We start from the raw sequence: 13,684 nt of genomic DNA on the forward strand, positions 1-13,684 counted from the left end.
CTATGTTAAACCCTAAGAATTCCCCTAATCTCTTCTTCTGTAATAGAGGAGAATTTTTCTTGTCCTGGCTCAATCACTTCTGCAATTAAATGCTTCTTACTCTCTTGTAGCTCATTCATTTTTTCTTCAATTGTACCATGTGCTACTAATTTGATTACTTGTACAGTATTCTTTTGTCCCATTCGATAAGCACGATCTGCCGCTTGCTGTTCGACTGCAGGATTCCACCATAAATCGTATAATATAACAGTATCAGCCCCAGTTAAATTCAGCCCTGTACCGCCTGCCTTTAAAGAGATAAGAAATAAATCGCCTTCCCCCTCATTAAATCGATTGCATAGTTCTACACGCTCAGCTGACGGCGTATTCCCATCTAAATAGAAATATGGTATAGCTTGACGATTCAATTCACGTCCAATAATGGAAAGCATCTTCGTAAATTGCGAAAAGATAAGAATTCTTTTCCCAGTACTTCTGCACTCCTCTACAATTTCGAGTAGTTGTTCAAACTTAGCTGAACTTCCTTTGTAATCGTCTACAAACAAACCTGGGTGACAACAAATTTGTCGAAGTCTCGTCAAACCAGCTAAGATTCTAATTTTATTTTTACGCAATGTATCTTTATCTAAATGCTTTAACGTTTCTTCTCTCAATTTCGCTAAATAAGCTGCATATAATCGTTTCTGTTCTGGAAGTAATTCTGAAGACTGCAAGTGCTCAATTTTCTCTGGCAACTCTTTTAATACATCTTCTTTCAAGCGACGCAATACGAACGGCTTCACCCGCTTTGCGATGCTCTCGCGCCTTAAATCTCCAAACTCTTTTCTTCCTGGAAGCAATTCCGGGAATACTACATTGAAAATAGACCAAAGTTCCTCTAAAGAATTCTCGATAGGCGTTCCGGTCAGTGCAAAACGATACTCTGCTTGAATCGTTTTCACTGCCTTTGCGGTTTGCGTCATATGATTTTTAAACGCTTGTGCCTCATCAAGAAATAACGTATGAAACGGCTGGGCATATAGCCTTACATCCCTTCGTAATAAAGGATATGACGTAATAATGACGTCATACTTTATAGAATCTTTTAAAATCTTTCGGCGCTCCGCCTGATTCCCATCTACAATAACAGCTCGTATATTTGGAGTGAATTTTTTCAACTCACTCAACCAGTTATAAACTAAAGAAGATGGTGATACAACTAGTACAGGTAGTTTCTTCTCTCGAATTTCAGGTAAAACCGAAGCGATAAAAGCAATACTTTGCAGCGTTTTTCCGAGGCCCATATCATCTCCTAAAATACCACCAAAACGGTAATGTGCCAGTGTTTTCATCCACTCGAATCCCTCTTTTTGATACTCTCTAAGCACTGAAACTAAAATGTCTGGTGCAGCGAATTTCATATTTTTAGGGTTTCGAATGTTTTCCATTAATTCTTGAACGGATTGATCTAAATTGAGAACATTTCCTTCTTGAAGTGAGCTCATCCATTTCACACTGCGCACAAGAGGTACTTTCACTTCTTCTCCTTTTAGAAATTCCTTGCGAATACCCGATTCCTTTATAAACTGATTCACTTCATTAAATTCTTTGCTCTCAAGCGATAGTAAAGAACCGTTTGCTAACCGATAATATTTCCGTTTCTCCTCAAGCGCTGCCAATACACTTTTAATTTCAGCTTCTGGAATCCCCTTTATATCAAAACGAAATGCTAACCAATCAATTCGTTCTTTCCGCCTCACTCTTATAAGAGGTCCACTGTTCCCTCGATGAATACGCAATTTAATAGCCGTCGTTGCATAAATATCAAGTAAACTCTTTAACGTTGGGACAACATGGTATAAGAAATGATATTCCGCTTCTTCATTGTGCATAAAATAACCGCCTTCAGTCTTCGCAAAGGCGCTAGCATTCATAATCTCTAAAATTTCTCGTTCTTTTTTCTCATCCCGATTGAAGACAGAAGGTTGTCCATCCTCTTCTAACGGATTGATAACCACATTTCCATATTGAAATTCTAGTCCTGCTAATAAGCGATTTTTAACTCGGTCTAAAAATAGTTTCGCTTTCAAAGGAGGTGTTTCCACACGCTCCGATATAACCTCGTCAACTCGAACATTTCCTAGCTTCATTAAACCTGGTACTACCTTCGCTACAAAATGCTCCATTTTCTCAGCAGAAATATGAAATTGATTACTACGAGAACGATTCATCATTCTTTTTAATTCAATGAGTCGCTTACAATCTTCCATGTTTAAATGATATAGCTTCCCTTCAAAAAGAGCATAACCATATGTATCCATTACTTCAACTTGTTGTAATCCATCAATCTGAAGTGTATACCCTTCATTTGTCCCTTTATTGAACTCAAAATCTAAGGGTAGTAACCCTTTTGAGACATGTACACCATGAAATGATTTCCCATCATAGTGTAGCCTTACAAATGAAGTACTAGAAAGCAGAGAAAGCATTTCCTTCCAAGAAGCTGGTGGAATTAAAATCATACTTTCATTTTGTTCAGAGCTCATTTGCAACGATTCTACATACATTTTTTCATTCCGATAAATTTGAATCAGCAGTTGAATAACAGCATCCGTTTCTTGTTGAAAGCTGTAGACCTCTGGTATATACGTAAAATCATTTGAACATATAAAAGGCTCTCTTTGTTCCACTCTATTAAGAAACTCTCTAATTTTATAAACAGGATATAATTTCTCTAACTTTACCTGAATCCCAAACAACGTTCCCCCACTTTTTGAAGCAACTGGAGTACAAACGAATTCCACATCTAGTATTTTTCGTGTATCAAATCGATGCTGCTTACTTTTTGGTCGTAGCGGCTTTTCATCAAATAAATCCAACATGCCATTCGCTAGTTGAGTATCTCGAGCGTTCGTGGAATTCTTTTTTGAATTAGCTTCTAATGACCCACCACCTTGTTGAAAATTATTTATATATAGTAATGCAGCTGCAATATGTTGACAGTATGTATGAAAAGAAGCTAGTGAAGGGCAAGTGCATTCCCCAACAACATCACCATTACCACCAGTTTCTATCTTGACATAGAAATCTTCGTTTCCTTTCACTATTGCCTCGCAAATATTTCTCTCAGCATTATAATTTGTAATATCAACCTTGTTCGTCTTATAATAGGCCTCACCTTTTTTATATGAGGTTTCTCCACATAACTGTTTAACTATTGTTTTATTTAATGTAAAGCTCATTATTTTGACCCTTCCCTAAATATAAAAATTTATCTTTCTTAACGTTATATAAAAAAAACATTAGAATACAAGCATTTCTAATGTTTTTTATCTACTCTTATACAACATTTTACATGCATACACAGTAATATCAAACAGCAATTCCTTAAAACAATCAGTTTAAACTTCAATTATTATAGGAAGAATCATTGGTTTTCTTTTTGTATGTGAGTATACAAACTTTCCAAGTACTTCTTTTATTTCTTTTTTAAGAACATTCCACCTACTAACGTTTTCTTTTTGTAAGTTATTAATGGTTGTTACAACTAATTGGTTAATGCTCTGCAAAAATTCTTCCGAATCACGAACATATACAAATCCACGAGAAATCGTATCCGGACCAGAAATAATTTTTCCTTCTGTTTTACTAAGAGTAATCACTATCACAAGCATACCATCTTCAGAAAGCTGCTTACGATCGCGTAAAATAGCGTTTCCAACATCACCAATGCCCAATCCATCTACATATACATTCCCTGCAGGTATTCGTCTAGAGTTCCAAGCGACTTGCTTCTTTATGTCAACAACATCACCATTACTAATAACAAAAATATTCTCTTTCTTAACGCCAACGGACTCTGCTAATAGGCTATGATGATGTAACATTCTAAATTCACCATGAATAGGAATGAAATATTTAGGCTTCATTAAAGTAAGCATTAATTTTAATTCTTCTTGATAGGCATGTCCAGAAACATGCATTCCCGTTGAACTCCCCGACCCATAAATCACATTGGCTCCCAATAAAAATAAATTATCTATAATACGTGAAACATTACGTTCATTTCCTGGGATAGGAGTTGCAGATAAAATGACAGTATCTTCTGGCAGAATATCTACCTGTCGATAGTTTCCACTGGCTAAACGGGATAAAGCAGCCATAGGTTCACCTTGACTTCCAGTACAAAGAATAGCCACCCTTTCTGGATCCATTTGATTGATCTCATTTGCATCTATTAACATTCCCTCAGGAATATTCAAATAACCTTGTTCTAGAGCAACAGACACTACATTTACCATGCTTCTCCCAAGCAAAGCAAGCTTTCTATTCGTCTTTATAGCTGCATCTACCACTTGCTGTACACGATTAACATTAGAAGCAAAGGTAGAAATAATGACTTTTCTACGAGCTTTGATGAACACTTCTTCAATGCGCTCACCAACAGATCGTTCTGATGGAGTAAATCCAGAACGTTCTGCATTCGTACTTTCAGAGAGTAAAGCTAAAACGCCATCACTTCCGATTTTAGCCATTTTATGAATATCTGGATATTGATTATTTACAGGAGTCAAATCAAATTTGAAGTCGCCTGTATGTACTACAGTACCTTCTGGTGTATGAAAAGCAATACCAAGGCAGTCAGGAATACTATGATTCGTTTTAAAAAATGTCAAACTAATTGAACCAAACTCAATAACCGATTCAGAATCAATAACAAATAGTTGGGTCGAATTTTGAAGCCCATGTTCTTTTAATTTAATACCAATTAAACCGATTGTTAATTTTGTTGCATAGATTGGTACATTCAATTGTTTTAATAGATACGGGATACCTCCAATATGATCTTCGTGTCCATGAGTAACAACTAAACCTCGAATTTTATCCTTGTTTTCTTGCAAGTATGTAATATCCGGGATAATCAGATCAATTCCTAATAAACTTTCATCTGGAAACTTAGAACCGCAATCAATTACCACAATATCGTTTGAATATTGTACGGCATACATATTTTTCCCTATTTCATTTACTCCGCCTAAAGCAAAAATGGATAGTGTATGTTCTACTGTGCTCAAAATTAACCCCCCTATAGGAAAACATTCAAATATATTCGAATAAATATGGAATTCTTTTTTATGATTAACCCATTTAACTAAAGATTATTCTGATTTATAGCCGAATGAATATTTTTTCATAGGAGTATTACATCAATTTTATGTTTATCATTTCCTGTATTTTTTTTTAAGTATCAACACAACCTAATATAGAGCATGTTGATAAATATTTTATCCTTACTTACAAAGTAAAAAATGGAGGGACACTAATGAAACATATTGTGGCCTTATTAATTAAATATACTGCAGTTAGTGCTGTACTACTTATGATATTAGCGATTTTTCAAGATATCTCAATCCCTAGGGTATTGTTTATTTCTTTAGCAATTACAGGCGCAGCCTATTTAATAGGAGATCTGTTTATTTTACCTCAGTATGGAAATACGGTTGCTACAATTGTAGATTTTGGATTGAGTTTTTTAGGAATCTGGGTATTGATTTATCTTCTTACAAATATAGATCTAACTCGTAATATTACAGCATCCTCCTTTTGGGCGGCTCTTCTCATTGGTATAGTGGAAATATTTTTTCATATTTATATGAAAAGAATGGTTTTGCATGAAGGTGGAGATTTACGCACGTCATCTAACATACATCATCGTGATAAGTATGCTATGGAATTTTCAGATGAATATGTGGATCATTCTAAAATACCAAAAGTGCATTCACCTGAAAAAATGGAAGATAAAAATGCTAAACTAAAATAAAAAAAGGTCTTTTTCCATTCCAAAAAGACCTAATCCAATTATATTTTTTAAAAGGATAGCTAAAAACATAATTATTTCCTACCCTGGCTATCCTCTTCTTATTCTTTACATAATGTGCAACATTTTTATCCCGCATTAACGGGCAGTAATACTCCCACCTCAAAATTCGGCAGGAGCACAGAAGTTAGGTGGGAGATAAACTACCCGTAAAAGCCCGATTGGTGAGGGCTAATAATCAGTGAGGGATGAAGAAAACCCCCACTGATTAAAGTTTCACTTTATAAATGCTCTCTTTTATCAAGTGATTTATAAAATTTAATATAACCTCACAACGCAACCCTCTCTTATATGAGATCCTCAATTTCTTTAATTGCTTCATATCCAAAATACATCCCAACCAAAACTAAAACAACTCCAGCAAAAATAGAAATCCATTTCATTATACGGTTATTTACAAACCTTCTTCTAAAACACATTTACATTCAATTATACCCTTTTACCACCGCAAAACAACGAAAATTCAGGATTTTACCCACAAAAAGAAGATGCTCATTTAGAAGCATCCTCTATTCTATCTCCATTAATCTCTTTGCCTCAAAATACAGCACTTGAATAAACTTTTTCGTATTAATTCTTATATGCCCTGATGTTGTTAGCTCTTCTTTCGTCATTTCTGTCATACGCTTACGAACAATGGTAAAATCAAAAAACTTCGGCGCATAGCCTTCAAACTTCGGATTTGAAAAATCTGTTAAACCAAGGGAAGCTAGATGGTTCAAAGATTGATAAATCGCTCGACGCACTCTTTGTTCTGAAGCCTTTCTTTCTTTATCAATTTCTGCTTCTGAGGCCGTCCCTCCTAATTTTTTGACCGTAATATAATGAAAAATGTCTTTCAGTGCTGGAAAACCATATTCAAATGTTTTTTCTTTTTCTTGGCCTAATAAATATTCCAGCATACTCAGTAAATCTTTACCTCCATTCTCTCCAGCGATTCCGAGTTCCGATAATAAATAACGACCTGAGTCCGCTATTTTTTTCTCTTCTTTCACGGGTTCATTTCGAACTTGTGGTTGTTCCCATTGGAAGACGTTATTCAATGATTTTTGAATATCCTGGATTGATCGTTCTAACCGAATACGTTCCATCACCTTTCGTACAACAGATACAACCTCAATTTTATTCAATGGTTTTGTAATATAATATTCAACTCCAAAAGAATAAGCTTCTCCAATTAATTGTTTCGATTCAACTTGAGAAATCATAATCACTTTTCCTGTAAACGCCGGTAGAATATGACGTACTGTTTCAATTCCATCCCGAATTGGCATTAATAAATCAATAAATAAAATATCTACCTTCTTAAAATTTAGCTGATCCGCTTCAACAAAAGCACCATCTTCCGCTTCTCCTACCACTTCTCCAAGATCCTCATCTTCAATAATTTGTGATAGCATAGAGCGGAAGACTTCATCATCATCTGCGATGTAATAAAACATCCCATCATCCTCCCCTGGTTAAACTAGACACAGGTAAACGTACGACAAACTTACATCCTCTTTCATTTTCTCCGTCTTCAAGGCTCACTTCTCCTCCTAGTTCTGTAACCATCTCTTTTATATAGGACAAACCTATTCCCGTTGACGGTGTCCCTGTTTGATCATACTTCGAAGTAAATCCCGGCTTAAATACTAATTCTTTATATTTTTGTGCAATACCAGGACCATTATCTATTACTTCGAATATTACATTTTCTTCTTGTTTTTTGGCGTGTATTATAATTGCACCAACATCCTCTATTGCCTCTACAGCATTTGCAACTAGATTATTTAAAATTGACAATATAGTGTACACATGATACTCATTATACTCGCCTTCTATACTTTTAGAAAAGGTTATCTCTTTCCCTAATAGCTGAGCATACTTTTCATTTATCCTAACAATCATTTCCGTCAATTCATGACCTTCTATGTATTCAGAAAGATTTTTATCTAATAGAAGCTTTGATAATCCCGCAAAAATTCTTTGATTATCTTTTTTAATTTCGTGTACTTCCCCAGCAATTTTTAATACTTTTTTACTGTGCATTTCTATATCAGTTGTATCATTACTAGCTTGTAAATTTCGATATAATTGATATGCTTCTTGTGTAATTAATTCTGCATTTTGAAGTGTCTTTTTTAAATGAACAGATTCCACGTATAAATTGGAAAGATGCATCAACATCTTTTCATTTTCCTTCCGAACTTGCGCTTCTTTTAATTTCGTCTCATATAAACTCATCATATTTAAGAAACCAAGGGCAAAGAAGCTTCGAAAAACCGCGATAATAATTAATTTATTTATTTCGGAAATCGTAATCGTTGTACCAAGTACTAAAACATGATAAAAAGCTAGTTCTGACATACTGGCTATAATCTCAATTGTAATCCCAAGACATCCAATTACAATTGGTTTTTGATGGAATTTATTTACCCTACATAACGAAAAAAGACTTCCATAAACAAAATAATAAAAAAAGACTGGATAACGCAAATAAAAAGAATCCGTTACATGAAAAGAACCTTGCAACATCCAATCAAGACAAACCCGAAATCCTACTACAGATACTCCAACAAGTAGACCGACTACAGCAGCCGGTATTTTACGTAAAAACAATAGTAAAAAGAAAAAAATTGGTGTTCCAAAACTCACACGAAATGTATCATTAAACGGGTGAAAATTCAGCTCACCAGCAATAGGAACAACAACCATTAAAATAATTAAAATGGACATATCTTTTTTCCATAATTGACTCCAGCTCAAAGATGTCACTTCCCATTTCTGAAATATAGTTTTTCAAAAATTGAAAAAGGAAAGCCCGCTTATGATATAAACGGGCTTTATTTCTATATTGTTACCTTTTCTACTGCTTTTACTTGACGATATTCAGGCTGCCACATTGCTTCTTTCACAGCTTTTCTGATATCGTTATCACTGAGCTCCTCACGAGCAACTCCTTCAGCAACTGCTGCTTTTGCTACTTCAATCGCTACTATCTCTGAGATGTTACGCAGTTCTTCTACTTCTGGAAGAATAGGTGCTCCTGGCTGACTTGTATCTACCATACTTGCCACTGCTTCTGCTGCCGCCGCAAACATACCATCTGTCATTACACTTGCACGAACAACTATTGTTCCAAGCCCAAGACCTGGGAAAATAAGCGCATTATTGGATTGTCCGATCACATACGTTACACCATTATATGTAACTGGTTCAAACGGACTTCCTGTTGCCACTAATGCTCTTCCTTCTGTCCAATGAATTAAATCTACTGGTTTTGCTTCTGCAAGTGGCGTTGGATTAGACATTGGTAAAATAATTGGTCTTTCTACATGAGAAGCCATTTCCTTTACAATTTCCTCTGTAAAGGCACCAGCAACTGTTGATGTACCAATTAAAATTGTTGGTCTTACATGTTTCACAACTTCTGCAAGCCCAATCATGTCCCCTTGCTTCCATTCGTTTACTTCAGGTTCCTTACGTGCGTATGGCACCTGGAAATCAAGAAGATCCTTCATGCTATCTGTAAGTAAACCATTGCGGTCAATACACCAAAATCGCTCGTTTGCTTCTTTCTCTGACAAGCCCGCACGAACCATCGCATCTCGCACCTGATCTGCAATTCCAATTCCGGCTGTTCCAGCACCAAATACAACAACGCGGTGCTCACATAAAGGAACATTAGAAGCTTTCACTGCTGATAATACAGCAGCAAGTGAAACGGCACCCGTTCCTTGAATGTCATCATTAAATGTACATACATCATTACGATATTTATCTAAAATTCTACGTGCATTACGTGAACTAAAGTCTTCCCAATGTAATAGTGCTTTCGGAAACTTATTACACACTGCTTTTACGAATGTATCAATAAACGTATCATAGGCTTCACCTGTTATACGTGGATGGCGATTTCCGATATAAAACGGGTTATTTAATAAATCCTCTCGGTTTGTTCCTACATCTAAAATTACAGGTAATACACGACTAGGATCGATTCCAACTGCTGCCGTATAAACAGCTAACTTTCCAATAGCGATATTAATACCACCAACGCCCCAGTCACCAATTCCTAATATTCCTTCACCATCTGTTACAACGACTAAATCTACATTGTCAGCCGTTGCACCAATGTTAGAAAACGCTTCTTCTATACCAGAAGGATCATTAATGGATAAATAAACTCCACGCGGTTTACGATACTCATGACTATACCTTTGAATCGCTACACCAACAGTTGGCGTATACACAATTGGAAGCATTTCTCGTAAATGATCTGTAAGCAAACGATAAAATAACACTTCGTTACGATCATGTAGCGCTGTTAAGTATACATTCTTTAATAAATCATCCGGCTGCGAACAAAATTGTTCGTATGCACGGCGTGCTTGTTCATCTAATGTTAATACCGCTGGCGGTAATAACCCTTTCAGTCCTAACTCTTCTCTTTCTTCTTTCGTGAAAGCGACACCTTTATTTAAAAGTGGCGTTGCTAATACTTCTACTCCTCTTAATGTTGTTTCTAACGCACCATTAGAAGAAACTGTAAATTTACTCATACCATCCCTACCTTTATTCATATATACCATTTCTATATTGTAAACAAAAAAGAGGGGAATGTCCCCTCTTCTTTTAATTTTTCTTTAGAAGAGTTGCTCCCGCAATCCCCGGATGTGTCATTTCATATGGATCTAAAATTAAATCTAATTCTTCTTGTGATAATACACCATTTTTCACACAAAGTTCTCTAACAGATTGTCCAGTTGCAATTGCTTCTTTTGCAACGCGAGCTGCTGCTTCATAACCAATATGAGGATTCACAGCTGTAATAATTCCTACACTTTTCTCAACATATTCTTTCAAGTGTCCTTCATTCGCTTCAATTCCTTTTAGACAATTATCTGTAAAGGCACGGAAACCGTTATTCATAATGCTAATGGATTGAAGTAAGTTAAAGACAAGTACCGGCTCCATAACATTTAGTTCTAATTGACCAGCTTCTGAAGCAAGACAAATCGTATGATCATTTCCGATTACTTGGAACGCAATCTGGTTAATCACTTCTGGCATAACAGGGTTTACTTTCCCTGGCATAATAGATGAACCTGGTTGACGAGCTGGAAGCATAATTTCTGCTAATCCAACACGCGGACCTGACGCCATTAAACGAAGGTCATTTGCAATTTTAGACATGTTCATCATACATACTTTCAGCGCTGCTGATACTTCCGTATACGCATCCGTATTTTGCGTTGCATCTACTAAATCTTCCGCTCCAACAAGAGGTAACTCACTAATTGAAGCTAAATGTTTCACTACTGCTTCAATGTACTCTGGATCTGCATTTAATCCTGTACCAACTGCTGTCGCCCCCATGTTCACTTCATATAAATGTTGACGAGATTGCTTAATTCGTTTTATATCGCGTTCAAGTACACGAGCGTACGCTTTAAATTCTTGCCCAAGACGAATTGGCACAGCGTCTTGTAAATGTGTACGTCCCATTTTAATCACATGATCAAATTGCTCTGCTTTTAATTCAAATACATCTTGCATATAGCCCATTGTTTGCAATAATACTTCTAGTGCATTTAATGTCGCAATGTGAATTGCTGTTGGAAATGCATCATTTGTTGATTGCGCCATATTTACGTGGCTATTTGGACTAATATAGTGATAGTCTCCCTTTTCCATCTCTAATAATTCAAGAGCACGATTGGCAATGACTTCATTTGCATTCATATTCATAGAAGTTCCTGCGCCGCCTTGAATTGGATCAACGATGAAGTGATCATGCCATTTCCCTTCAAGAATTTCTTGTGCAGCTTCGGCAATAGCACCGCCTTTTTTTAGTTCCAATCTTCCTACATCTACGTTCGCAAGTGCCGCTGCTTTTTTCACAATCGCAAACGCTTTAATTAGACCATCATGAATTTTATAGCCTGTAATTGGGAAGTTTTCTACAGCACGCATTGTTTGAACCCCATAATAAGCATGCATTGGTACTTCTTTTTCACCTAAAAAATCTTTTTCAATTCGTACATTTTTGGTAGTTTCAGTTAATGTTGCCAACATTACCACTCCTTATCTATTTTCTTATGCCGCTTCTGTTTGCTTGACAGTTTCTACATATTGTTTTGCTTTATCATGATCAAATTCGCCTTCCCATTTCGACATAACAATGGCTGCTAATGCATTTCCCAGCACATTAACAGACGAACGAATCATATCTAAAATGCGGTCAATACCAGCTATTAACGCTATACCTTCTAATGGCAATCCCATTGAACCTAATGTTGCTAATACTACAACAAATGAGGCACCGGGAACCCCTGCCATACCTTTTGACGTTAACATTAAAACGAATAATAATGTTACTTGCTCCGTTAACGACATGTGTACACCATACATTTGCGCGACGAATAATGCTGCTAACGCCTGATAAATAGCCGATCCTGTTAAGTTAAACGTATAGCCCGTTGGAATAACGAAAGATGCAACTGCCTTCGGACAACCAAACTCTTCCATTTTTCTCATTATATTAGGTAAAACAGCTTCTGAACTTGCTGTTGTAAACGAAAGGATAAGTTCTTCTTTTAAAATTTTCATTAAGGTGAAAATATTTACACCTACCATACGTGCATTAATCCCTAATACAACAATAACAAATAGTATAACAGTTACATACACAGCTAGCACTAACTTTCCTAAAGGAAGTAGTGTTGCCACACCAAATTTTGCAACCGTGACAGCGATTAGTGCAAATACGCCAAACGGAGCAAATTTCATAACTTGGTTTGTGACCCAAAACATTGCTTCGAGTACACCTTCAAAGAAATTAAAAACTGGCTTTCCTTTCTCACCAATTGCTGCAACTCCTAAACCAAATAACACCGAGAAGAAAATGATTGGTAATAAATCACCTTGTGCCAGTGATTCAAATACGTTTGTCGGTACAATATGAACAATGGTTTCCGCAAAGCCTTTTTTCTCTGTTGCATCAGCTGTTTCCTTATATGATGAAATGTCACTTTGCTGTAAGCTATTCATGTCAACACCTGTTCCCGGTTGGAACAAGTTCGCCGCGATTAATCCCATTAAAATCGCAATTGTCGTGATAATTTCAAAGTAAAGAATTGTTTTACCACCTAGTTTTCCTAGCTTCTTCATATCCCCTACACCAGCTACCGCAACAACCAATGCTGAAATAACAATCGGCACAACAATCATTTTAATTAAATGAATAAATATATCCCCAATTGGTGTGATATAAGAAATCGCTGTTTTATTGCCATAAAAGATTGCCCCTACCACAATCCCTAACACGAGTGCGACAAATATTTGTGTCGCCAATCCGAATTTTTTCATATGTTTTTCATCCCCTTCATGCGAACGCTTTCAATTTATAATAATAAAAGCTCATTCACATGATATAAGCAAACCTACAAAATCAGACGAAAACCTACAACTTCGTCACAAAAAATTCGAATTTTTTTCTTTAATTATTCATTGACATCCTTTGGCGATAAAAAAGTGAAAATAACATCGATAAAATATCTGACTTCTTCGTATAATCTAAAAGATAAGTTTATTCGAACATAAATAAGATGAAAAGGAGTGAATGTTATGAAGAAACTTAAGAAAGATTTCATTATAACTCTTCCTTTTCTATTTCACTTTCTCGTAAAGGAGCAAAGGCATTCGCCTCTGCTCCTTTTTTATTGAACTTAATATGCTACTAGCATGTAGAAATTTTTTACATGAGCAAAGCAATTAGATCAGGAATAAACTGCCTATAAGAACCCTATATGATGAAGACTAATTCTCAGTGATAGTTACGGA

At 35.9% G+C, this 13,684-nt stretch carries 8 protein-coding genes; 1 reads left to right on the top strand and 7 read right to left on the bottom strand.

Translation table 11 applies throughout. The features are described 5' to 3' along the window. Positions 1-5: 5 nt before the first annotated feature. Together HRG09_RS17985 and HRG09_RS17990 are read right to left on the bottom strand one after the other, a co-directional pair. Positions 6-3,221 carry a DEAD/DEAH box helicase gene (locus tag HRG09_RS17985; RefSeq protein ID WP_174102254.1) on the bottom strand — a complete coding sequence of 1,072 codons (3,216 nt, stop codon included), beginning with the start codon at positions 3,219-3,221 and terminating at the stop codon, positions 6-8. Between the two features lie 159 nt (positions 3,222-3,380). Beyond that, a complete protein-coding gene (locus HRG09_RS17990) occupies positions 3,381-5,054 on the bottom strand; it encodes a ribonuclease J (RefSeq protein ID WP_174102255.1) in 1,674 nt (557 codons plus the stop codon). A gap of 248 nt (positions 5,055-5,302) precedes the next feature. On the opposite strand from HRG09_RS17990, the gene HRG09_RS17995 reads away from it, so the two are divergent. Further along, a complete protein-coding gene (locus HRG09_RS17995; protein WP_174102256.1) occupies positions 5,303-5,800 on the top strand; it encodes a YndM family protein in 498 nt (165 codons plus the stop codon). A 566-nt stretch (positions 5,801-6,366) separates the two neighbouring features. On the opposite strand, the gene HRG09_RS18000 is transcribed toward HRG09_RS17995, so the two are convergent. The 5 genes from HRG09_RS18000 to HRG09_RS18020 all read right to left on the bottom strand — a co-directional run bounded on the left by HRG09_RS18000 (position 6,367) and on the right by HRG09_RS18020 (position 13,210). Then, the gene (locus HRG09_RS18000; RefSeq protein ID WP_174102257.1) at positions 6,367-7,299 is read right to left on the bottom strand and encodes a response regulator; all 933 of its coding nucleotides are present in this window, start codon (positions 7,297-7,299) and stop codon (positions 6,367-6,369) included. A gap of 4 nt (positions 7,300-7,303) precedes the next feature. Beyond that, on the bottom strand, positions 7,304-8,575 hold the full coding sequence (locus HRG09_RS18005; protein WP_217448092.1) for an ATP-binding protein: 1,272 nt from the start codon (positions 8,573-8,575) through the stop codon (positions 7,304-7,306). Positions 8,576-8,688: 113 nt separating this feature from the next. Then, positions 8,689-10,422, bottom strand: a complete 1,734-nt coding sequence (malS, locus tag HRG09_RS18010; RefSeq protein WP_174102259.1) for an oxaloacetate-decarboxylating malate dehydrogenase — start codon at positions 10,420-10,422, stop codon at positions 8,689-8,691. Between the two features lie 52 nt (positions 10,423-10,474). Next, a complete protein-coding gene (gene aspA / locus HRG09_RS18015; RefSeq protein WP_174102260.1) occupies positions 10,475-11,917 on the bottom strand; it encodes an aspartate ammonia-lyase in 1,443 nt (480 codons plus the stop codon). Between the two features lie 21 nt (positions 11,918-11,938). Continuing rightward, entirely contained in the window at positions 11,939-13,210 is a 1,272-nt protein-coding gene (locus HRG09_RS18020; protein WP_174102261.1) for a cation:dicarboxylate symporter family transporter, read from the bottom strand. Positions 13,211-13,684: the final 474 nt, after the last annotated feature.

The sequence above is a fragment of the Bacillus sp. Xin1 genome (assembly GCF_013314535.1).
Classification (GTDB): Bacteria; Bacillota; Bacilli; order Bacillales; family Bacillaceae_G; genus Bacillus_A.

What these genes read in the sequence shown, in the direction of transcription:
- HRG09_RS17985 (WP_174102254.1), bottom strand. Translation starts at nt 3,221, where the DNA reads ATGAGCTTTACATTAAATAAAACAATAGTTAAACAGTTATGTGGAGAA.
- HRG09_RS17995 (WP_174102256.1), top strand. Translation starts at nt 5,303, where the DNA reads ATGAAACATATTGTGGCCTTATTAATTAAATATACTGCAGTTAGTGCT.
- HRG09_RS18000 (WP_174102257.1), bottom strand. Translation starts at nt 7,299, where the DNA reads ATGTTTTATTACATCGCAGATGATGATGAAGTCTTCCGCTCTATGCTA.
- HRG09_RS18005 (WP_217448092.1), bottom strand. Translation starts at nt 8,575, where the DNA reads ATGTCCATTTTAATTATTTTAATGGTTGTTGTTCCTATTGCTGGTGAG.
- malS (WP_174102259.1), bottom strand. Translation starts at nt 10,422, where the DNA reads ATGAATAAAGGTAGGGATGGTATGAGTAAATTTACAGTTTCTTCTAAT.
- aspA (WP_174102260.1), bottom strand. Translation starts at nt 11,917, where the DNA reads ATGTTGGCAACATTAACTGAAACTACCAAAAATGTACGAATTGAAAAA.
- HRG09_RS18020 (WP_174102261.1), bottom strand. Translation starts at nt 13,210, where the DNA reads ATGAAAAAATTCGGATTGGCGACACAAATATTTGTCGCACTCGTGTTA.